This is a genomic window from Paracoccus sp. (in: a-proteobacteria), from assembly GCF_047605025.1.
GTDB lineage: Bacteria > Pseudomonadota > Alphaproteobacteria > Rhodobacterales > Rhodobacteraceae > Paracoccus.
This window is the reverse complement of sequence record NZ_JASGGO010000002.1, coordinates 80,660-101,287: the sequence shown is the minus strand read 5'-3', so window position 1 is coordinate 101,287 and position 20,628 is coordinate 80,660. Positions and strand designations below refer to the sequence as shown.

The window sequence follows — 20,628 nt, the reverse complement described above, 5'->3', positions numbered from 1 at the left end:
CATCCGATTCTGTGATAAATTAACGGACATTGGATCTGATGTTAAAGAATCGCCCCTTTGGGCGCTGCGTAAGTTCAAGAAATTTAATGTCCAACTCGGCGCTTGGCCTGCAAGTGCGGGGGTGCGGGATCTGCGCGTCCGTGGGCGGGCTTGCCTCGTTACGATTTCGGTATCGCTTATGTGTGCATTTCCACATTATACTGGCGCCAGGCTCGATTTCGTCGATCTGCGCGATTATATCTATACACCGGGCCTTGCCGCGCTGCCGGCCGAGCATCTGCCCTGGGATCTGCTGCTGCCCGAGGGCGGAGAGGCGCTTGCGGTCCGCAACCAGCTTGCCGAGGGCACTTGCGTGGGCCAGGCCCTGGCGGCGCTGATCGACCTGCAACTGCGCCTGCGCGCCACGCCCGCGGCGGGCCATGTCAGCGCGGAAATGCTTTACCGCATGGCGCGTTATCACGACATGGCAAGCGAGGATCAGGGCAGCGGGGTCAGCAGCCTGCGCTCGGCGATCAAGGGGTTCTTTCATCACGGCGCCTGCCTCGATGCGGCCTGGCCCGATGGCGATGCGCGGGACTGGCCCGACGATCAGCAGGCCCTGGCCGCGACCGAGCATACCCTGGGCGCCTATAGCCGCTTGCAGCCGATCCTGCACCACTATCACTCCGCCATTCAGGAAGCCGGCGCGGTCCTGGTGACGGCCGCGATCCATGACGGCTGGATCAGCCCGGATGCCGAGGGGCTTATCGCGCCGCCGCCGCCCGAGGACGGGCCGAAGCCGCTGCGGCATGCCTTCCTGATCGTCGGCTATAACCGACGCGGCTTTCTGGTTCTGAATAGCTGGGGCCGGGATTGGGGCGGGGTGCCGATCCCCGCGCGTGGCACCACCGCCCCCGGCATGGCGATCTGGCCCTATGCCGATTGGGCGCGCAATATCGCCGATGGCTGGGTGCTGCGCCTGGGGGTTCCGGGGCAGGAGGCTTTCGCCGTCAGCACCCAGGCGCAGGGCCTGACCCCCGAGGGCGGGCGCACCGCCTCGATGCCCTATCGCGCCTTGCGCGGCCATGTCCTAAGCCTCAAGGAGGGCCGCTGGCAGACCCAGGGTGCCTATGCTACCCCCGAACGGGCCGTGCAGGGGACCGAAGAGCGGCTGCGCCAGGCGCTGGCCCAGTCCGACTGCCAGGGGCTGGTGCTGGCATTCCCCGGCATCATGATGGACGAGGCGGCAAGCTGGCGAAAGGCGCTGCGGCTGAAGAACCTGCTGCAATTCCGCAAGCTTGACCTGCTGACCTGCTTCTGGTGCGCCGATTTCTCGGCCGACATGATCGCGGTCATGGGCAATATCTTCGAGCGGTGCCGCGCCCAGTCCGGCGGCCCCGGAGAAGAGCGCGACCGGCTTTTCGAGGCGCGCGCGCAGGGAGCGGGCCGGGCGTTCTGGCGCGAGATCAACCGCCACGCCTATTGCGCCGCCTTGCCCTGCGACCCCGAGGCCGGGATGTGGCGCAACGATCCCGGCTGCGCCGGAGATCGCGGCGTGCTGGGCGATCTGCTGGAACGGCTGGGCCGGGAATGCGCCCGCCAGGGCAAGGGCCTGCATCTGCTGGCCGAGGGCGCCGGCGCGCTGGTCGTCGATGCCCTGCTGCGGCGCGCGCAGGGCCGCGACGGCGATAGCGATCCCCTGGCCTGGATGCCCGGCCTTGCCAGTCTGTCGCTGAGTTTTCCTGCCGTGCCCATGTCCCAGGCGGGCGAGCGTATCCTGAAGCTTGCCGATGCGCTGAACGCCGCCGCGCCCGGCTCGGCCCAGATCCTTCTTCCCAGCGAGCAGCTTGAGCGGCGACTGACGACGCAGGGCTATGGCGGCTCGATCCTGAAACTGGTCACGCGCTCGTTTCTGGACGGGCGCGAGCCGATGCTCGGCTCATGGGAGCAGGGCGCGGCCAAGGCGGCACCGCCTTTCCAGGTCTTTCCCCCTTCGCCCACGCCCGAGGACGGCCCGGCCCAATCCCCGGCCCAGTCCCCGGCCCCGAATCTGGCGCGGATCAACGTCGATGAGATCGAATCCGATCCTGGGGCCGAGGCGCAGTCGCTTCTTCCCCTGTTGGCCCATTCCAAGCCGGTCAAACCCTTAACCAACGCGCAGGAGCGTGACATGAACAGCTCGGATTTCCCGGCACTGACGCTGGAACAGCTTCAGGCCAAGATCAATGACGGGTCGCTGACACCCGAGGACACGCGGCATTATCTGATGCTGGACAAAAAGGCGTCCACGCCCTTCGCGCCGGTCCTGGTGGTCAATCCCGATCTGGTGCGGGTGCCGCCCGGCGCGCGCTCGGCCCTGGCGCTGAACTCGGCCAATGCGGCGGCGCGGCTGCTGCGGCAGGCGGCGTATATGACGAAGCTGGGCCAGGGCTATGACGGCCCGCGCCTGGCCGCTGAAGGCGATAGCTGGTTTCAGTATCCACTGCGCCTTTTCGACGTGATCGACTACGCGATGGATCATTACGCCGTGTTCGACACCTCGGCGGCGGGCGATCTGCTGGAGAACATGGCCCGGTCGCGCGAATATATCGCCGCGCTTCGCCGCAGCGAGGCCGAGATCCTGCTTTTGTCGGCGGGCGGCAACGATGTCTGCGCCGGCGGCAAACTGGCCGATTTCCTGGAAACCTATGATCCCGACCATCCCGACCTGAAGCCCGGCGACTATCTGAAGCGCGGCTATCAGGCGGTGATGGATAATGCCATCGCAGCCTATGAGCGTATCTGCCGCGATGTGAACCGCGAGTTTCCGGGCGTGACCATCGTGGTCCACGGCTATGATTATGTGATCCCGAATGGCGGGCGCTGGCTGGGCGGACCGATGGAAAGCCGGGGCATCGCCGACCGCAAGCTGCAACGCCGCATCGCCGCCGAGATGATCGATCAGTTCAACCGCGCGCTGCGCCGCATGGCCCGGGATCTGGGCCATGTCGCCTATGTCGATTGCCGGGGCGCCGTCGCGGATGCCGATTGGTTCGACGAATTGCATCCCACGAGCAAGGGCTTCGCCGCAGTCTCGTCGCGGATCCTGACCACGGTGAAGCAGATCCTGGCGCAGCGGCCCCCGCGCGTCACGCGCGACCTGGCCCCCGCGCGTGAGATCCAGCGGACGCCCCAGGCGCTGGCGGGCCGGCGCAATGCCGCGCGCTCGCTGCATATCGGGCTGAACTCCTTCGACCCCGCCCATTACGCGGGCCAGAACGGACAGCTTTACGGCTGCGAGAACGACGCCCGCGCCATGCGGGATCTGGCCCAGGCGCAGGGCTATGAGCCGACGGTCCTTCTGACCAAAGACGCCACGCGCGAGGCGGTGATCAGCGAACTTCGCCGGGCCGCGCGGGATTTGCAGCCGGGGGATCAGTTCCTGTTCACCAATGCCTGCCACGGCGCCCAGATCAGCGACCTGAACGGCGATGAAAAGGATTATGGCAGCAATACCCGACGCGACAGCACGCTGTGCCTTTTCGACAGCCAGATGATCGACGACGAATTGTGGCATGTGCTCTCGGAATTCCGCGAGGGCGTGCGGATCACGATGGTCGCGGATAGCTGCCATTCCGGCACGGTGATCCGCGCCGCGCCCGTGCCGTCCCTGCTGATCGACGCCGAGCCGCTGCCTGCCGTGACCCGCTTTCGCGGCCTGTCCGACAGGCTGGCCCGCCAGATCGAGTCCGAGAACTAGGATTTCTACGAAAGGATCGCGCGCGATCTGCCGCATGTCGATATCGCCAAGCTGAAATCGCCCCTGCTTTCGGACATCTCGGCCTCGGTGATCCTGTTCAGCGCCTGCCAGGACGACCAGCTTGCGGGCGATGGCGACCAGAACGGGCTGTTCACCTCGGCCTTGCTGCGGATCTGGGACAAGAGCGGCTTTCAGGGCGGCCATGAGGCGTTCATGCGCCGCTTGCAGGACGAGCTTGCCGGCTCGGGACAGACGCCCAACATCCTTACCGTCGCAAGGAATGATCCAAGCTTCGTGCGCCAGCGGCCGTTTTCGCCGATCGGCACGGCGCGGACCCGGCCTGCCGCCGCGCTGGACCCGGTGCCTGACCCCGCCCCCATATCTGCCCCCGCGTCCGACCTGCTGATGGTCGAGGATGGCGAGGACGATCCCGATGCCGGCCCCATGCCCATGGGCAGCCGCGCCCTGGTCCCGGATGTCCCCGCCGAGATCGTGGCGCGGTTCCGCGACCTTCTGGCGCCCCTGGCGCTGCGCCATTTCGATCCGGCCGAATTCCTGACGCTGGGCGGCCAGCACTATGCGCCGGGCAAGGCGCATGGGCTGAACTCGGCCCCGCCCGAGGATCTTTGGTTGAACATCATCCCCACCGCCCGCGTGCTGGACGAGTTGCGCGACCGCCTGGGCAGTCCGATCCACATCAACAGCGCCTATCGCAACACGGAATACAACAAGGCCGTGCGTGGCGAGCCGAACTCGTTCCATATGCGCTTCATGGCCTGCGACATCACGGCAGAGGGGGTCGCGCCCTCGCGCGTGGCCGACGAACTGGCGTCGATGCGCGCGCATGACGTATTTCATGGCGGGATCGGGCGCTATGCCACCTTCACCCATGTCGATACGCGCGGGGTGGATACGGATTGGACCCAACGCTCCCGCACGCGGGGCGGGACCGGGACGCAGGTGGCGCGGCTGCGTCGCCTGGCCGCGACGATCCCCCTGGCTCCGCGCAGCCGGAACGGCGCGGGCAGCCAGGCGCTGTCGGTGGACCCCGCCAAGGCGGCGGCCGACCTGGCCCAGGCGACGGGGGCGGTCAACGGCTCGCAACTGGTGGCGCTGGACCAGCCGCTGGACGCCGATCTGCGCCGCGCGGTGCTTTATTCGATGCAGTTCGCGCAGCGGGCGGCGGATGCGGATGCCGATCCGGTGACGCAGACCACGGCCTGGTGGGCCACCTATCTGTCGGCCCTGGCCGCCGTGGGCTGGGTCGTCAACGACACCGTGACCCGCAGCGCCACCGGCAAGCAGCTAGACGCGACGCTGGACCAGCTTGCGCTGGAGGTGATGGCGGGACTGGTCGGGGCCAACAAGCTTGGCGCCATCACCGCCGTCCTGAGCGGGCTGAAGGATCTGGCCGTAGGGGATGAGCGCCTGATCCTTCTGGACAGCCAGGCCCGCCAGCAGAACGGCGGCGCGGTCCAGGTCGGCCAGGCCGAGGTCGAGGGCGACAGCGTCGCCATGACCCTGGGCGCCGTGCAGTTCTCGGGCAGCGACGACCGCAAGAAGGTGCTTTTCGCGCAATGGGGCAAGTCGATGCAATCGGTCTGGCTGGCCGCCGGACGGTTGGTGCTGAACCGGGATTTCTATTTCGGCACCGCCCGCAGGATCATCGAGGATCGGTTGCAGGACGCCGAGGCCCGCATCCTGGCCTTCGACCCAGGCCCGGCCCCCATGCGCGAGATGGAAAGGGATATTGCCTGACCTTGGCTCGCCGCGCCCCTGGGCGCGGCACCTGGTCCGGCCTGGCAAGGGAAAGGCGATGACCCTTCCCGCAAGAACCGCCCGAAACAGCGGCGGAACGACCGGCAGGCAGTTTCCGCCTGCCCATCGGAACAGGGACAGGATCTTAACGACCTTAACGCAACATATCAAAAATTGAGGGTAATACGATGAAAACGCTTATTTTGATCTGCGCCACGCTATTCCTGGCCTCGCCCTCGGCGGTGACGGCCCAGGCGACATGCAACCCGGCCGAGCAAGTTTGCAGATAGTGCGGGTCCGCCATGGAACAGCAATTCGCAGCCTTGGCCCCATTCTATGGGGCCGGGGTGATCATCTTCTATGCCTATGGCAGGTTCAACGAAACCTCGTTCGAGACCCGAGCCGGGCTGGAGCGGTTGAACAGCCTTTTGCGCGTTGACAAGATGCGGACGATTTCGGTCGTTCGAGTCTCGTTTCTATATTATCTGGCGGGGCTGCTGGCGATCTATCTGCTGGGCACGATCTATGTCCTGTTTTTCGCGGATACGAAAATCGACGCCGTCGCGATTGGCGGCATCGCCCCCGACGCGGTTGCCAAGGGGATGGGCGGCAAGGGGGCGGCCTTTCTTGCCGTGGCCTTGGGCATCGTCGGTCTTGCGCCGAACTTCCCCATCCTGCGCAATGTCGAGATCTGGCTGCGCCGCAGCGCCCATGCGCTGGCGGGCATTCCAACGCGCGTGCTGACCCATGCGCGGGGCCTTGTCGATGAGGGGTTTCCCAGCAGCGAGAATCTGGGAGTCGTTCTGGACCTGTTGCCTTTTGAGGATCGCGATCTGGTGAAGCGTCTCGACGATGACGCCCAGGCCGACCTCTCGATCAAGCCCCTGCTGCGCGACGTGACGCTGATCGCGGCGGTCGGGGCCTGGGTGCTGAACAGCCGCGCTTTGGTCGGGGATTCGAACATGCAGGACAGGTTCGGCAAGCTGGAAGAGGATCTTCGCCAGCGCCGCCGCAATCTTTTCAGGCGGTTGAAAGAGGAATTGAAGGCATCTTCGATCATATCGGCGGCTAAGGGCGATCCCGATGCGTCGGGGACCGGCAGCACGGCCAAGACCCTCAGCAGCGCCGCCGAGGCCGACGAACTGGCCGACGATCTTTGCGTCCTGCTGGCGCTTTACCGCGAGCATGGGCTGCTGCGGCCCCCGATCGGGGGCAAGAAAGGCGAGGAAGACGTGCATTATTCCGCCAATCTGCATCGCGCCAAGATCCTGGACGCCTTTCTAAGTGCGGGGGGCATGGGGCAGGGCGATGACGAACTGGTGGCGGGCCGGGCGACCCAGGCGCTGCTCTGGACGCTTTGCGTGCTGGTGGTGCTGTCGCTGGCCTGGACCACATGGCCCGGCCCGTATGAGCGTCAGGTCATGTTCCCCGATATGCCAAACGAGGCCAATCTGGGCTGGGGATGGCGCCTGGCCGAGCGGTTGCAGGAATCGTTCGGGACTTTCTTTATCCCGGTGGCCTTCGGTATCGGGATTTGGCAGGGGTCCAAGACCTATGGCAGTTGGGGCAAGGGATTTCGCGACCATTGGACGGTCGTGCTGCCCAAGGTCCTGACCGTGCTGGCCGGAGGCTGGGCCGTGGGCGCCTTCGTGGTCTGCGGCCTCGGGCTTTGGTCCGCGGCCAATCAAAACAATTGGGCGGCTACGGACGTTCCGACTCTGGACAGCCTGGCGCGAAGCCTTGCCTTTCAGGGGCCGCTGATCGCCAAGGGCGCGCTGCTGGCGGTCTTCGTCGTGGGCTGCCTTGACCGATACGACGCCGAGTGGTCCCCGGCGGAACGGTCGTTCCTCCACAGCCTGCTGGGCGCGCTTCTGGTCGCGGCCTGCGCGGGGGCGGGTCGCGTGATGTCGATCCATTCTCTTGGGGCGGACTTGACCACCTGGCCCAGCGAATACCGGGCGGGGGCGGTGCTGTATCATGCGATCCACTCGGGCCTGTTCGCGTTTTTCCTGATCTTCGCGCTTTCGACATCTCTCAGAACCAAGCAACAGGAGCGGACCAAGCAACAGGAACGGGCCAGGCAACAGGATCCGCCAGAGGATCCACCCCCCGCCAGACCCGCCTCGGCCACGGGCATGACCGCGATCATGGGCGGGATTTTCCTGGTGCTTTGCCTGCTGGCCACCACGGCCCGCGCCGAAACCATCACCATCGGCGTGCGAGAGGATGCCCGCCCCTATGTCTGGGTCGAGCGGGACGCGAATGGCCATGCATCGCCCAAGGGCTATCTTTGGGAGCTTTGCGCCCTGATGGCCTCGAATGCGGGGTTCAGCGTGGAAATGGTTCCGCTGGCTGCGGATGCCCGCAGCGCCTTTCTGACGGGTGCGGCGTCGACAGTCGACGGCGCCGCCCATCCGCGGCAGATCGATCTGCTTTGCGACCCGACGACCTTGACGCTGGGGCGGCTCGTGGCCTTCACGCCCAAGCCCGGATCGGCGGATAACGAACCGGACCGGGCGCGGCTGCGGTTCCTGCCGGTCTTTCATCTGGCGAACCAGGGCTGGATCGCCCGCCAGCCGCCGCCACTCTCGGACCAGGAGGATAAATCCTGGTGGGAAAGATGCCTCAAGACGCCGCGACACCCGTGCCTGCGCATGCGCCTTGAGAAAGCGTCAGAGAAGACGAACGAAGAACCCTCGGCGACATGCGAGGACATCGCCGTCGAGGGAACCACCGCCGCCGAAGGGTTGAAGCGCCCGGATTCCGCCGACAGATGCGGCGAGAATGCCCCCATCGTTCAAGCGGCAAGCCATCAGGACGCCGCCCGGCAGTTCTGCACCGCAACCGGACCCACCATGCGCTATCACGGCGATATCGAGCTGATCCTGGCCGCCATCGGCGAATGGAGCAGGCTAAATCCGCCCGGCAAGGGGCAGAAGCCCTGCATCGATTCCAAAAAGCAGCCGACCATCTCGAATTACGAACCCTATGCCCTGGTCGTCTCGACCCGGCGGGTGCCCGACCTGGATCTGCGCCTGACGCTGGAGCTTTACCGGCTGGCCAATGAAAAGCGGTTGCGCCCGATGCTGGAAAGCCATTTCCCCGGCCAGGCGCTTTCGCCGGATCTGTCCAGCCTGTTCCGCATTCTGACCGTGCCCGCCGGCACCGAGACCGACCCGCCTTCGCCAACGGACGCCCGGCTTGCCCAGGGCGAGGCGCGGAACTGAGCCCCAGAAAGCTGACCCGCAGAAAGCTGATCCGCCGCCTTGGCCGAAGCGCCGATCAATGCCGTCAGGCTTGGGTGCCGGAAGTCAGCTTTCGCGAGGCTTGCCGCCAAAGACAGGACGAAAGCCGTGGCGGCGGCCTTCGTCATCAATTCGCTCTTGACCGCCGCACGCCTTCGCCATGACCGCCTGAAAGGCCGGCAAGGATTACCGAGGATCCCCGGCCCGGATCCGTGGCAACCTTCAAGGGGTCAGCGGTCCTTGATCCCAAGCGGGCCGATAGGGGCCACGTTGGGCAGGATCAGCATGACATCCCCCGCCTCGGCTGGCGGAGCCTCGAAAACCGCCTTCCAGGTGCCGACACGCGGGTTCTTCTCGGGGTCGTAGTTGAACGAGGTTTCCGCGCGATCCGGCGCCATCGGCTTGCCCGCCGCGTCAAGAAACAACGGATAGTCCCGGCCGCCCGCAGTCAGATGCGGAACCTCTGCCGCCGGCAGAGCGGCGAGATCGGTATAGATGACCTCGCCCGAATAGCCGCTGGTCCTGGTCAGAAAACGCAGTTCAATCGACAATTTGCCGTCCTTGCGGTTGGCCTTGTGGAGTTCGGCCCAGGCTTTGCCGCTGGTCGTGACAGCCAGGCCGGCGGCGTCGAAGGCGTGAACAGGCGCGATCAGCGACAGGCTGAACCCGAACAGCGCGGCGGTGAATTTGGATCTCATGGGATCTCCTGAAAACGGGACAGGCCCCCGGCCTGAGACCGGGAGCGAATAGGCGATCTGCGCTGGATCACTCGGCCTTCAGGCCGAAGGCGTGCATCGCGGCGCGGAACACATCGGTGTTGTCGACATAGACCTGGCTGTCCTCGTCCACCCCATAGGCGGCAAGCCCCGCGGCCGGGTTCGCGACTTCGTTCAGGAAATCGGCGCCGGCACCCTTGGCATAGACCGGCACCAGTTCACGGGTATGGGTGTCCGAGTTCCAGCGCACCAGCGGCAGCGCACCAGCGCCCTGGCTGATGATCGGCTGGTAGGCTTGCTTGTCCGAGTCCGGGCCTTGCAGCAGGCCGTTGCCGTGATCGGTGGTCACGATCACCAGCGTCTGGTCCCAGGAACTGTTCTTCTCGACCCAGTCCACCACGGTCTGCACCGCGTCGTTGAAATCGATCTGTTCCTCGATCAGGCGCGGCAGGTTGTTGGCATGCGCCGCCCAGTCGACCGCGCCGCCCTCGACCATCAGGAAGAAGCCGTCCTCGTCCTGGGCCAGCGTGTTCAGCGCGCCAAGCGTCATCGTCGGCAGGTCGGGCGTGTTGTCGAGCTTGTCGCCCATGGCGACGCCCGGCCGGTTGAACTGAAGCGTGGCGATGTTCTCGGCGGTGCCCAGGACCTTCTTCTTGCCGCCCAGATCCAGCTTGCCTTGGGCCAGCGCCTGGAAATCGGCCTTGGTCTCGATCAGCTTGTATTCGGTATCGCCCTTGGTCAGCCTTTCCCAGGTCGCGCGACCGCCGACATAGCCGAAATCCTTGTCCGAGGGTTCGGCGATCCTGCGCCCGGCCTTGTCGAAATAAGGATGCCCGGTGCCCATGACCACGGTTGCGAGGCCCGATTCCACGATTTCCGTCCCCAGCCCGACATAATCGTTGCGCGAGCGATTGTGGGCAAGGAAGCCCGCGGGCGTCGCATGGCTCCATTCGACCGAGGTGATGACGCCAAGTGCGCGGCCGGATTCGACCGTGTATTCGCCGATATGCTTAAGCTTCTGGTCGGTATTCGACCAGTTGATCGCATTGTTGTAGGTCTTGTGCCCCGACGCCAGGGCCGTCGCCGCCGCCGCGCTGTCGGTATAGTTGGCGCGGGCATAGTCGTATCCCTCGAAGAAGCCGGGGTAATTGCCGATCGTCCCCTCGAAGACCTTGGCCGAGGGCGTGGCGTTCCATAGCGCGGCCGGATCGAAGGTGACCTTGCCCGCATCGCTGCCGGTCGGTTCTTTCGAGGTGTTCAGCGGATAGGTCGAGGCGAAAACCTTGACATCGAAATCGTCATAGACCTCATGACCAAGTGCTCCGTGGCGGTAGAAGCTGGCGGCATTCCAGGTTTCCATCCCGGCACCATCCGAGATCAGCACGATCACGTTTCTGGCCAGCGCCTCTTGCGCCAGGACCGGGGAGGTCAAGATCGTGCTTGACCCAAACGCCAGGGCAAGCTTCATCGCGGTTTTCATCGTCATCTCCTTGCAGGGATCGGCAGAGCCATCTCACGAAGGACGACGTAATCGGATAATGTAACATGCGCGTGAACCGCGCCGAGGTATTTTCCTTCTCAAGCGCCGCCGGCACCAAAGAGCTTGGATGCTGAAGACCATTCCGGGCCGTCCCGCACGGCCTATCCCGTCCGGGCGTGCCGCGCCTCAAGATCACCCGCTTCCGTGAGGCAGTGGACTATTGCCGTGGCGGCGACGTGATCACGGTTCAGTTCACCGCCGATCACTCCCAGCCTGTCGTGACCCAGCACAATCACCTCAAGAAGGCTTAAGCCCCCTGGCCAGCGGGAAGGCAGCGACAGCCCGCCCCTTGGCGCGGAAGTCACCCGGAGGCCCCCTTATGGCACGCAACCTCCTGATCGGCTGGCAGGTCGCGCGGTTTCCGGGTCACGGTTTTCTTGGCCAATCCCGATCGCAGCAACCCCGCTTCTATGCTGGCGGCGGCCTTGCGATCCGGCCAGGGCGGGATGATCGGCATAAGGCCGCGCCATCGCCGCACTCCGAACAGGACGCATGGAGGCGTTCGCTTTGGTCGCCCCCGCCGCTTCTGGGAAAGCCGGTGGTGGAAAGCCCGGACCCCGTGCCGGATCCTGGCCCGTTTCGCGGATCCCATCCGCGACGGTGGCCACCCGCCCAGGATCAGGCGAGGGTCTGGCGGATCTCTCCGGTGGCGCCGTCGCAGATGCCGATATCGGTCACATGCGGCCCGGCATTGCAGGCCAGCGAGGCGCCGACCAGCGCCTTGAAGCTGCGCAGCGGCGGCAGCCAGTCGGCGACCTCGGCCGCGGCCTCGCGCAGCCTTGTCAGTGTGCGGCCGACATCGGCGGTCGGCACGTCCGAGAGCAGGCCGCAAACGGGTAGTTCCAGAACCGCGATCACCTGGCCGTCGCGCGCGACCGCCATGCCGCCGCCACAGGCGATCAGCGCATTGGCCGCCGCCGCCATGTCGCGCGGATCATGGCCGAAGACGTTCAGGTTATGGCTGTCATGGGCGACCGTGGTGGCGATGGCGCCGCGCCACGATCCCCATTCCCGCAACAGCCCGACCACAGGGCGCGGCTCGGCCAGGCCGTGGCGGTGGATCACCGCCATGCGCAAAAGCTGGGGCGGCACCTGCACCAGCCCATCGCGCACCGGCAATTCGGCGCTGGCCCATTCGGTGAAGCGGGGTTTGCTGACCAGGTTCACCCGCGCCGAAGGGCCGGGCGCGCGGATCTGGAAATCCTCGGGCGCCAGCGGGGCCAGCTTCATCGTATCGGCGAAGGGCAGGGGCTCGGGCGGCAGCGGGCCCGCCAGATGAACCCCGTCCCGCGCGACCAGCCGCCCCGAGGCCAGCACCAGTCCCGCCTGGAAATCCCGCAGATCCCGGAAGACCGCGATATCGCCCCGCCTGCCCGGCGCGACCAGCCCCAGATCGCCGCGCCCCAGCCGCATCGCCGCGTTCAGCGTGGCCGCCCGCAGCGCGTCCAATGCCGCCATGCCATGACCGACCAGCCGACGCAGCACATCCGACATGCCGCCCAGGCGGGCCAGATCGTCGGGGAACACGTCATCGGTGCAGATGGTCAGGGTCTGAGGCATCTGCGGCAGTTCCTTCAGCGCCGCGACCACCTCGGGCAGCACATAGTCATGCGAGCCGCGCAGTTCGATCGTATAGCCCGCGCGCAGCTTTTCCATGAAATCGGCGCTGCCGCTGATCTCGTGATCCGAGCCGATGCCGGCGGCGGCAAAGCCCTGCACCTCGGCCCCGCGCAAGCTGCGGGCATGGCCGCAGACAAGCTTGCCCGAGGCCAGCCCCGCGCCGACCACCCCCGCCATCCTGGCCGAGCGGCTCAGCACGCCGCGCATGTCCATCACCTCGGCCACGCCGTGAATGGCGGGCCAGGACAGCATCCGGGCCAGTTCGGGGGCGCCGAATTCGGCCCCCGCGCGTTCAAGCCCCGGCGCCGAGGGCACGCAGGAGGGCGCCAGGACCAGCATCCGCAGGTCAAGGCCCAAGGCGGCGTCGCAGGCCCAGCGGACGCCCGGCAGGCCCGCGACATTGCCGACCTCATGGGGGTCCCAGACCACGGTTGTCGTGCCCTGCGGCACCACCGTCCGGGCATAGCGGCGCGGCGTCACCATCGAGCTTTCGACATGCATATGCGCGTCGATCAGCCCCGGCGCGATGAAGCCGCCCGCGCAGTCGATCACCTGGGTCGCGTCGCCGCGGCTGCCCGGCGCATGGACCGATGCGATCAGCGGGCCGACCAGCCCCACATCGGCGGCGTAGATCTCGGAGGTGGCGACATTGACCAGAAGTCCGCCGGTCAGCAGCAGGTCGAAGGGCGCCTGGCCCTGGGCCGCGCGCACGGCGCGGTCGCGCAGGCCGGGGGCGTTCAGGTCCTGGGGTTCAGTCGGGGCGGTCATCGCGGTCCCTGCTCATATGGGCCAGCGCGGCGTGAAAGCGGCGCCGGATTTCCGGGGCGTCGGGCTGTGTCGCGACGCGGGCATTGGGGGCGGCCTTGTGGGCGCGCCATTCGATCACGGTCATGCCGCGCGTATGGGTGCCGGTCAGCTCGGCCCGGATATGGACGGGCTGGAACGTGGCAAGCCGGGGGTCCAGCGCCAGCGCGGCGGCGACGGGATCGTAAAGCGCCATCGGCCGCGCGCCATTCGCGGCGATGCGGACATAGCCTTCGTAAAGATCGGCCAGCAGGGCGGCGCGAGGGCCGGGCAGGGCGCGCAGGGCCGCAAGATCGTCCAGCCCCACCAGCACCTCGCGGCAGCATTCCAGGCCGATCATGATCAGCGCCACCCCCGCGCCCAGCACCGCGTCTATGGCTTCGGGGTCGACGGCGGCGTTGAACTCGGCCACGGCCGAGTGGTTGCCGCGCGCGAAGGCGCCGCCCATCCAGGTCAGGCGCATCCCGGCGGCAAGCTTGGGCTCCTGCCGGACCAGATGCGCGATATTCGTCAGCGGTCCCAGGGCCAGGACATCGCGGCCCCCGCCGCGCAGATAGGCGGCAAGCCCCGCCACGGCATCGCCCGGATCGGGGCCGCGCGCGGGCGCGGGCAGGCGGCGCCCGGCCGAGGGCATCCCATCCGGTCCCAGCACATAATCCGCCGTTTGCAGCGCCCCGGCCAGCGGCGCATCGGCCCCGGCCAGGATGGGCATTGACCAGCCGAACATCTCGGCCGCCGCGCAGGCATTCGCCACCGCGCGCGGCAGCGGCACATTCCCCGCGACCACGGAAAGGCCCGCGACCCGCGCGCCTTCGGCCAGGCAAAGCCCGATGGCGGCCAGGTCGTCGAAGCCCATATCCGTGTCGATCCAAAGATCCATTTCAGGCCCGGCTGAGCGCCGCCGCCGAGGCCAGCGGCAGGTCGAAGCGCAGTTCCTGGCCCATCGCGTGGCGGGGGGCGGCGGCAGGGGTTTCGGCCTTGATCGGGCCGGCGGGGGTCTCGATCAGATATTCCACCGTCTCGCCCAGATAAGAGGCGCCGATCACCCGCCCCAGATGCGGTCCCTGGCCCAGCACGACGGCGCGCGGGCGCCAGGCCAGCCCCTGCGCGCCCTGCGGCGCCTCGGGCAGCGGCAGCCGCCCCGCCGCCGTCGTCAGAGCGCCGTCTTGCAGCGCGAAGGTGTTCTCGAAGCCGATGAACTCGGCCACGAAACCCGAGACGGGACGCTCATAGATATCGGTCGGGCTGTCGATCTGCTCGATCTTTCCCTGGCGCATGACCACGATGCGGTCGGCCAGCGCCAGCGCCTCGGCCTGGTCATGGGTCACATAGATCATGGTGATGCCCAGTTCCTTTTGCAGCCGCGCCAGTTCCGAGCGCATCTCAAGGCGCAGCCGGGCGTCCAGGTTGGAAAGCGGCTCGTCCAGCAGCAGAAGCTTGGGCTGCACCACGATCGAGCGCGCCAGCGCCACCCGCTGCTGCTGGCCGCCGGACAGCGCGCGGGGCTGGCGGTCGGCAAAGGCCGAAAGCCCGACCGAGGCCAGGGCCGCGCCGACCCGGCCGGCGATCTGGTCCTTGGCCACGCCTTGCAGGCGCAGGCCGAAGGCGACGTTCTCGAACACGGTCAGGTGCGGGAAAAGCGCATAGGACTGGAACACCAGCCCGATCCCGCGCTTGTTCGGCGCGACGCGGGTGATGTCGCGCCCGTCCAGCGTGATCCGCCCCGACATGGGTTTCATCAGCCCTGCGATGGCGCGCATGGTCGTGGTCTTGCCACAGCCCGAGGGGCCGAGCAGGGCCACCAGCTCGCCCCGCCTCAGGTCCAGGTTCAGCTTCTCGACCGCGGCGGGGGCGCCGCCGCCATAGCCAAGGGTAAGGTCTTGCAGCGAAAGGAAGGCGTCAGACATAGCGCGAAAGCCCCAGCAGTTTCTCGGCCACCATGACGATCGCCAGCGACATCAGCGCCAGAAGGCCCGACAGCGCGGCGATCGAGGGGTCGTAGTTGAATTCCATATAGGCCATCATGTCGATGGGCAGCGTGCTGACCCCCGGCCCGGTCAGGAACAGTGAGACCGGCACCTGGTTGAACGAGGTGATGAAGCCGATGATGAAGGCCGCCATGATGCCGTTGCGGATATTCGGCAGGACGACCTTGGTGAAGCTTTGCAGCCGCGAGGCGCCCAGCAGGACGGCGGCCTCCTCGATGTCCACCCGCAGGTTCATCAGCGACCCCGAGACGATCCGCACCGCATAGGGGATCAGCAGCGCCGTATGCCCGATGAACAGCGCGGGCAGGATGCCCACCCCCATCGGGATCACCAGATGGCGCAGCAGGGCCAGCCCGACGATGATCCCAGGCACGATGATCGGCGTGCTGAGCACGTTGCGCACCAGGTTCGCGCCGGGCGGGTCGTAACGCTCAAGCGCATAGGCGGCGGGCACCCCGATCAGAAGCGCAAGCAGCGTCGAGCCGATGCCCAGCGTGATCGAGATCAGGAAGGTCGCGCGAAAGCTTTCGACCTGGAACACCCGCGCCACCCAGCGCAGGGACAGGCCTTCGGGCGGAAAGGCCAGGGTCTCGCCCCCGGAAAGGCCGGCCAGGCAGATCAGCACGAAGGGACCGATCAGGAAGGCCAGGACCAGAAACAGGACAATCTGTCCGGCGATACGCATTACTTGCCCCCCTTGCGCGCCGTGGCGAGGCGCTTCAGCGCGACATTGGCGATGATGGACATGACGATCAGGATGACCGCGATCACCGCCGCCGCCGCGAAATCATTGGCGACCGAGACGCGCTGATACAGCAGCGTCTCAAGCATCAGCACCTTCGAGCCGCCCAGGATCGCGGGCGTGACATAGGCCGTCAGCGAGCCGGTGAAGACCAGCGTGCCGCCGACGATCAGCCCTTCGCGCGTCAGGGGCAGGATGACCTTCCAGAAGACTTGCAGCCAGTTCGCCCCCAGCATCCGCGCCGCCGGCACCACGTCGCGGGGCAGGTTCTCAAGCGCCGAGATCAGCGGCAGCACCATCAGCGGAAAGAAAAGCTGGATCAGCCCGATGAAGATCGCGGTTTCCGAAAACAGGATGCGGGCGGGGGTCTGCATGATCCCGGTCCCGGTCAGGAACTGGTTCACGATCCCGGTCTTGCCCAGAATCACCACCCAGGCATAGGTCCGCGCCACCGGAGAGATCATCAGCGGCAGGACCAGCGTGGCCACCAGCCGTCCCTTGGCCTTGTCCGAGGCGTCCACGATGGCCAGCGCCACGGCATAGCCGATCAGGGCCGAAATCGCCGTGACATAGATCCCCAGGCGGAAGGTGCGCCAGAACACCTCGCGATGCAGGGGCTTGGCGAAGAATTCCGTGAAGCTGGAAAGACCCCAGCCCTCGGGCGTCTGGAATGCGCCGGCCAGCAGGATCGCCACCGGCAGCAGAAAGCCCAGCAAGACGAACAGCGTGGCCGGAGCCAGCAGCGCAAGACCCAGCCTGCGGTCCTGAAACATGGTCTAGCTCTCCGAAAGGGGCCGCGGGCGCGCTGCCGCGGCCGGTTGAGCCCTTTACTGGGCGACCTTGGCGTTCCAGGCGTTCAGCCAGGCATCGCGGTTTTGCAGCATGTCGCGCGCCGGCAGGAACCTGATCGACGCGGCCATCTCGGGGCCATAGGTCAGCCCCTCGGCCACATCGGCCGCGACCTGGACCTTCTGGTTCACCGGGCTGTCCACCTGCGCCTCGGCCAGTTTCTGCTGCACCTCGGTCGAAATCCAATAGTCGATGAATTGCTGCGCCAGCGCCGCGTCCTTGGTGCCCTTGACCACGGAAAGCACGTTCATGCCCCCGGCCTGGCCCTCTTTCGGGCTGGCCCAGCGGGCGCCCGGCACGGTCTTGGCCAGGTTCGCCCAGCCGAAACGGCCGATGACGCTGGCCGCGATCTCGCCCTGCTGCATAAGTTGAGGGATCTGGCCGCCCTTTTCATAGAACGTCACGATGTCGTCGCGATGCTCGGCCACCAGGTCGATGGCCTTGCCGAAATTCGGATCGTCCGATCCCAGCGCGGTCTCGATCATGTAAAGCGTCAGCGGGCCTTGCGTGGTCGAGACATTGGGCAGCGCCACCTGACCCTTGAGCTTGTCGCCGAGCAGGTCGAGCCAGCTTTCCACCCCGTCGATCACCTCGGAATCGTAGACGATCGAGGTGCCGTAGAAAGTATAGCCGACCGCCATGTTGCCGCCGACCGGATCGCGGGCGAAGTCGTAAAGATCGGGCAGGCTGGCCAGCGCCGCCGGGTCCAGCGGCTGGATCAGGCCCCGGTCCGCCGCCTCAAGCGCATTGGCGTCGGAAAAGGCGATCACATCGACGACGGGCTTGGCCGCGTTGGCCTCCAGCTTGGCGAGGCGCTCCGAGGAATTCCCCATCTCGATCACCAGTTTGCAGCCGCATTTCTGCTCGAACGGGGCATAGAGCGCCTCCTTGTAGGTGTCCTGCGAGACGCCATAGACCGAGATGGTCAGGCTTTTCTCTTGCGCCTGGACAGAGGCGGCGCTGGCTGCAAGGGCCAGCAGGCTGGCGGAGAGAAGCGGTTTCATCATGAGGTTCCTTCGGGGCGGGGGGCGGCGGCCGAGCCGCGCCGGACAAGGGTGACGGGGATCAGGTCGGGTGTCTTGCGCATTCCCAGCGCATGGGCCAGGGCGCTCTGCGCCACCTGGTCCAGGTCCTGGCGCACGGTGGTCAGCGGGGGCATGGTGATGCGGCCCCAGACGGTATCGTCAAAGCCCGTCACCGAGATGTCCTGCGGCACGCGGATGCCGCGCGCCGACAGCGCCATCAGCGCACCCACCGCAAGGGCGTCATAGCTTGCCGCGATGGCGGTGACGCGACCCGGCTGCCATTCGGCCAGATAGTCGCGCGCGGCCTCATAGGCGACCGGAGCGACGGGCAGCAGCGTCTCATGCACCGTGACGCCGCGCGCGGTCAGGACGGCGCGCATCCCTTGCAGGCGCAGCGCGTTCACGCGCGAGCCGCCCTGGCCCCCCGCGCCCAGCAGCAGCACCTCGCGATGGCCCAGATCGGCCAGATGCCCCGCCACCAGCGCGCCGCCCTGATGGTGATCCGAAGCGACCGCGTTCCTGGGGTTGCTTTCCGCATCGACGACGATCAGCGGACGCTTCAGCGGCAGTTCGTCCAGCGCCGTGCCGCGCATCGGCACCAGCACCACCGCGTCGACGCCGCGCGCATCCATGTCGCGCAGATGCTCGCCCTGCCGCTCAAGGCTGCCCAGCGAATCCGCCACCGTCATCACCATGTCGCAATCCTTCGCGGCCAGCGCGAAGGCGCGGGCGAACTCGGCGAAAAGCGGCATGCGGAAATCCGGCAGGATCAGCGCGAATGTGTGGGATCGCCCCGTGCGCAGCGCCCGCCCGAAGGCCGAGGGCGAAAAGGCCAGTTCCTCGGCCTTTTGCAGAATCAGCCTGCGGGTTTCATCGGAAAGCCTGCCCTTGCCGCGCAGCGCGTTCGAAACCGCCGCGCGCGACACGCCCACCAGATCGGCGATGTCCTGCATCGAGGTCCTGGGGCGGGCATCTGGGTGCAAAATCTTATTTTCCTGATGATTACACGATTAATCGAATCTTTAAGAGAGGTGCGGCGCGCAAGTCAACAAAATTTGCCGCCTCGGCGGCGGCACAGAGGCACTAAGGACGGAGGGGCCTAAATATCGGGCGATTTCGGGGGGCAAGGTTCGTCCGGTTTCCCCGTTTCGTGCAAGAGGGCAATCTTGCCCTGCCGGGGCAGGCCGCTAGCGGTTGCGGGTATCAACCGGATAGACCGTGCTGAAGCGGATTCGCTCCATCGAGAAATGCGAGGTCACGTTCTTGATCGGCACCGCATCGGTAAGGCGGCGATAGAACTGGTCGAAGCTTTCGATATCCGGGATCGCCACGCGCAGAAGATAGTCCATCTGGCCGGCCATGCGATAGGCTTCCATGATCTCGGGCATGCTGGCCACGGCACGGGTGAAAGTCTCGCGCCAGGCGGTTGAATGGTCGGGTGCCTCGATCTCGACGAAGACGATGATGCCCAGGCCCAGCTTCGCCGGATCGGCCAGGGCCACGCGCCCGGTCAGCACGCCTTCGGCCTCAAGCTTCTGGATCCGCTTCCAGCACGGGGTCTGCGACAGTCCAACCTTGTCCGCGATCTGGGCAATGGGCAGCGTCGCGTCCCGCATGAGTTCGGTGACAATCTTGCGGTCGATCAGGTCGAGGTCGCGCATGGCTTCACCCTTGGTTCGATTCGTGTCGTGCGGTAGAATATCGTTATTGTCTACCATGTAAATCGTGTATTTGAAATCTCTTTCCGAACCGTCCGGTCTGATACGGGGCGCTTTACGGGAAATTTCGACTTTCCCGGCTCTGGGGTTGAAAATTCCTTCAGGAAGGTGCATCTATGGCTTCGCTGGGTTACTTCCTCTGCATCCTGTCTCCTTACCGGCTTCAGTTGCGCTATGATTTGACTGAGCCGGGTCGTCGCAATGTCGTGGACGACAAACTTATAGGAGATGTCACGATGGCCAACGGCACCGTGAAATGGTTCAATGCAACTAAAGGCTTCGGCTTCATCGCGCCGGAAGATGGCGGCAAGGACGTTTTCGTCCATATCTCGGCGGTCGAGCGCGCCGGCCTGCGTGGCCTGGAAGATGGTCAGGCCGTGACCTTCGAGCTTGAAAGCGGACGGGACGGGCGCCAGTCGGCGCGCAACCTTCAGCTCGCCTGATCGGCAGCTTTAGCCCGGCCCTAGCGCCGGGCTTTTCATTTCGGGAGGGATGGAATGTCGAAACCCGCTCTGCGCGGGAACGATCCGCTTTTTCGTGCGCCGGTGCTGTCCGTCGCCGAAAAGACCACGATCGAGGCGCGCAAGATCATCGACGAACAACGCAAACACCGCGACCAACTGACCGCCGCGCTTCGCGCCGCGAGGCTGGCGCGGGATGCCGCGCAGGAACCCCCCGCGATGCGGGCGGAACCCAAGACATCCGCAAGGCGGACAAGGAAAAGGAATGAAACGGAACACACGCCCCAGGGCGACTAGGCGCCGGGTAACCAGCCGGCACCAGAATCAGCGTCGGCTGGCCATGCTTTACACCAGGATCGCGCAAGAAACGCCGCGCCAGGACCACCGGACCCAGACCGAATCTCTGGTCAGGACCGCAGGCGGCGGCGCCCGCTGATCCCCCCT

Annotated in this window: 15 protein-coding genes; 5 read left to right on the top strand and 10 right to left on the bottom strand. The window is 66.3% G+C overall.

The annotated features are described in order from the left end of the window. Positions 1 to 178: 178 nt before the first annotated feature. The 3 genes from QM682_RS02345 (at position 179) to QM682_RS02335 (ending at position 8,703) form a co-directional block, all read left to right on the top strand. Positions 179 to 3,718: a GDSL-type esterase/lipase family protein gene (locus QM682_RS02345; protein WP_415126702.1), complete on the top strand. Its 3,540-nt coding sequence runs from the start codon at positions 179 to 181 to the stop codon at positions 3,716 to 3,718. Positions 3,719 to 3,805: 87 nt separating this feature from the next. Beyond that, positions 3,806 to 5,476 carry a D-Ala-D-Ala carboxypeptidase family metallohydrolase gene (locus QM682_RS02340; RefSeq protein ID WP_415126700.1) on the top strand — a complete coding sequence of 557 codons (1,671 nt, stop codon included), beginning with the start codon at positions 3,806 to 3,808 and terminating at the stop codon, positions 5,474 to 5,476. Positions 5,477 to 5,778: 302 nt separating this feature from the next. Then, entirely contained in the window at positions 5,779 to 8,703 is a 2,925-nt protein-coding gene (locus tag QM682_RS02335) for a hypothetical protein (protein ID WP_415126698.1), read from the top strand. 248 nt (positions 8,704 to 8,951) lie between these two features. On the opposite strand, the gene QM682_RS02330 is transcribed toward QM682_RS02335, so the two are convergent. From QM682_RS02330 to QM682_RS02285, 10 genes are all read right to left on the bottom strand, one after another. Further along, positions 8,952 to 9,419 carry a hypothetical protein gene (locus QM682_RS02330; protein ID WP_415126696.1) on the bottom strand — a complete coding sequence of 156 codons (468 nt, stop codon included), beginning with the start codon at positions 9,417 to 9,419 and terminating at the stop codon, positions 8,952 to 8,954. 67 nt (positions 9,420 to 9,486) lie between these two features. Further along, a complete protein-coding gene (locus QM682_RS02325; protein WP_415126694.1) occupies positions 9,487 to 10,917 on the bottom strand; it encodes an alkaline phosphatase in 1,431 nt (476 codons plus the stop codon). Between the two features lie 678 nt (positions 10,918 to 11,595). Next, a complete protein-coding gene (locus QM682_RS02320) occupies positions 11,596 to 13,365 on the bottom strand; it encodes an adenine deaminase (RefSeq protein ID WP_415126692.1) in 1,770 nt (589 codons plus the stop codon). Next, the gene (locus tag QM682_RS02315; RefSeq protein WP_415126690.1) at positions 13,349 to 14,281 is read right to left on the bottom strand and encodes a nucleoside hydrolase; all 933 of its coding nucleotides are present in this window, start codon (positions 14,279 to 14,281) and stop codon (positions 13,349 to 13,351) included. Before QM682_RS02315 ends, QM682_RS02320 begins: the two co-directional genes overlap by 17 nt. Position 14,282: 1 nt before the next feature. Beyond that, positions 14,283 to 15,308 carry an ABC transporter ATP-binding protein gene (locus QM682_RS02310; RefSeq protein WP_415126688.1) on the bottom strand — a complete coding sequence of 342 codons (1,026 nt, stop codon included), beginning with the start codon at positions 15,306 to 15,308 and terminating at the stop codon, positions 14,283 to 14,285. Beyond that, positions 15,301 to 16,074 carry an ABC transporter permease gene (locus tag QM682_RS02305; RefSeq protein ID WP_415126686.1) on the bottom strand — a complete coding sequence of 258 codons (774 nt, stop codon included), beginning with the start codon at positions 16,072 to 16,074 and terminating at the stop codon, positions 15,301 to 15,303. Before QM682_RS02305 ends, QM682_RS02310 begins: the two co-directional genes overlap by 8 nt. Beyond that, positions 16,074 to 16,904, bottom strand: a complete 831-nt coding sequence (locus QM682_RS02300) for an ABC transporter permease (RefSeq protein WP_415126684.1) — start codon at positions 16,902 to 16,904, stop codon at positions 16,074 to 16,076. Before QM682_RS02300 ends, QM682_RS02305 begins: the two co-directional genes overlap by 1 nt. A 54-nt stretch (positions 16,905 to 16,958) precedes the next feature. Beyond that, positions 16,959 to 17,984: an ABC transporter substrate-binding protein gene (locus QM682_RS02295; RefSeq protein ID WP_415126682.1), complete on the bottom strand. Its 1,026-nt coding sequence runs from the start codon at positions 17,982 to 17,984 to the stop codon at positions 16,959 to 16,961. After that, on the bottom strand, positions 17,984 to 18,958 hold the full coding sequence (locus QM682_RS02290) for a LacI family DNA-binding transcriptional regulator (protein WP_415126680.1): 975 nt from the start codon (positions 18,956 to 18,958) through the stop codon (positions 17,984 to 17,986). Before QM682_RS02290 ends, QM682_RS02295 begins: the two co-directional genes overlap by 1 nt. Positions 18,959 to 19,192: 234 nt before the next feature. After that, complete coding sequence (locus tag QM682_RS02285; protein ID WP_415126678.1) at positions 19,193 to 19,666, bottom strand: Lrp/AsnC family transcriptional regulator; 474 nt, start codon at positions 19,664 to 19,666, stop codon at positions 19,193 to 19,195. Between the two features lie 293 nt (positions 19,667 to 19,959). On the opposite strand from QM682_RS02285, the gene QM682_RS02280 reads away from it, so the two are divergent. Both QM682_RS02280 and QM682_RS02275 read left to right on the top strand, forming a co-directional pair. Continuing rightward, on the top strand, positions 19,960 to 20,166 hold the full coding sequence (locus QM682_RS02280; RefSeq protein WP_415126883.1) for a cold-shock protein: 207 nt from the start codon (positions 19,960 to 19,962) through the stop codon (positions 20,164 to 20,166). A 54-nt stretch (positions 20,167 to 20,220) separates the two neighbouring features. Next, the gene (locus QM682_RS02275; RefSeq protein WP_415126676.1) at positions 20,221 to 20,481 is read left to right on the top strand and encodes a hypothetical protein; all 261 of its coding nucleotides are present in this window, start codon (positions 20,221 to 20,223) and stop codon (positions 20,479 to 20,481) included. The last annotated feature ends 147 nt before the right edge of the window (positions 20,482 to 20,628 follow it).

Coding starts and splice junctions, on each gene's coding strand:
- QM682_RS02320 (WP_415126692.1), bottom strand. CDS start 13,365: ATGACCGCCCCGACTGAACCCCAGGACCTGAACGCCCCCGGCCTGCGC.
- QM682_RS02290 (WP_415126680.1), bottom strand. CDS start 18,958: ATGCAGGACATCGCCGATCTGGTGGGCGTGTCGCGCGCGGCGGTTTCG.
- QM682_RS02300 (WP_415126684.1), bottom strand. CDS start 16,904: ATGTTTCAGGACCGCAGGCTGGGTCTTGCGCTGCTGGCTCCGGCCACG.
- QM682_RS02325 (WP_415126694.1), bottom strand. CDS start 10,917: ATGAAAACCGCGATGAAGCTTGCCCTGGCGTTTGGGTCAAGCACGATC.
- QM682_RS02305 (WP_415126686.1), bottom strand. CDS start 16,074: ATGCGTATCGCCGGACAGATTGTCCTGTTTCTGGTCCTGGCCTTCCTG.
- QM682_RS02310 (WP_415126688.1), bottom strand. CDS start 15,308: ATGTCTGACGCCTTCCTTTCGCTGCAAGACCTTACCCTTGGCTATGGC.
- QM682_RS02330 (WP_415126696.1), bottom strand. CDS start 9,419: ATGAGATCCAAATTCACCGCCGCGCTGTTCGGGTTCAGCCTGTCGCTG.
- QM682_RS02335 (WP_415126698.1), top strand. CDS start 5,779: ATGGAACAGCAATTCGCAGCCTTGGCCCCATTCTATGGGGCCGGGGTG.
- QM682_RS02285 (WP_415126678.1), bottom strand. CDS start 19,666: ATGCGCGACCTCGACCTGATCGACCGCAAGATTGTCACCGAACTCATG.
- QM682_RS02280 (WP_415126883.1), top strand. CDS start 19,960: ATGGCCAACGGCACCGTGAAATGGTTCAATGCAACTAAAGGCTTCGGC.
- QM682_RS02295 (WP_415126682.1), bottom strand. CDS start 17,984: ATGAAACCGCTTCTCTCCGCCAGCCTGCTGGCCCTTGCAGCCAGCGCC.
- QM682_RS02315 (WP_415126690.1), bottom strand. CDS start 14,281: ATGGATCTTTGGATCGACACGGATATGGGCTTCGACGACCTGGCCGCC.
- QM682_RS02275 (WP_415126676.1), top strand. CDS start 20,221: ATGTCGAAACCCGCTCTGCGCGGGAACGATCCGCTTTTTCGTGCGCCG.
- QM682_RS02345 (WP_415126702.1), top strand. CDS start 179: ATGTGTGCATTTCCACATTATACTGGCGCCAGGCTCGATTTCGTCGAT.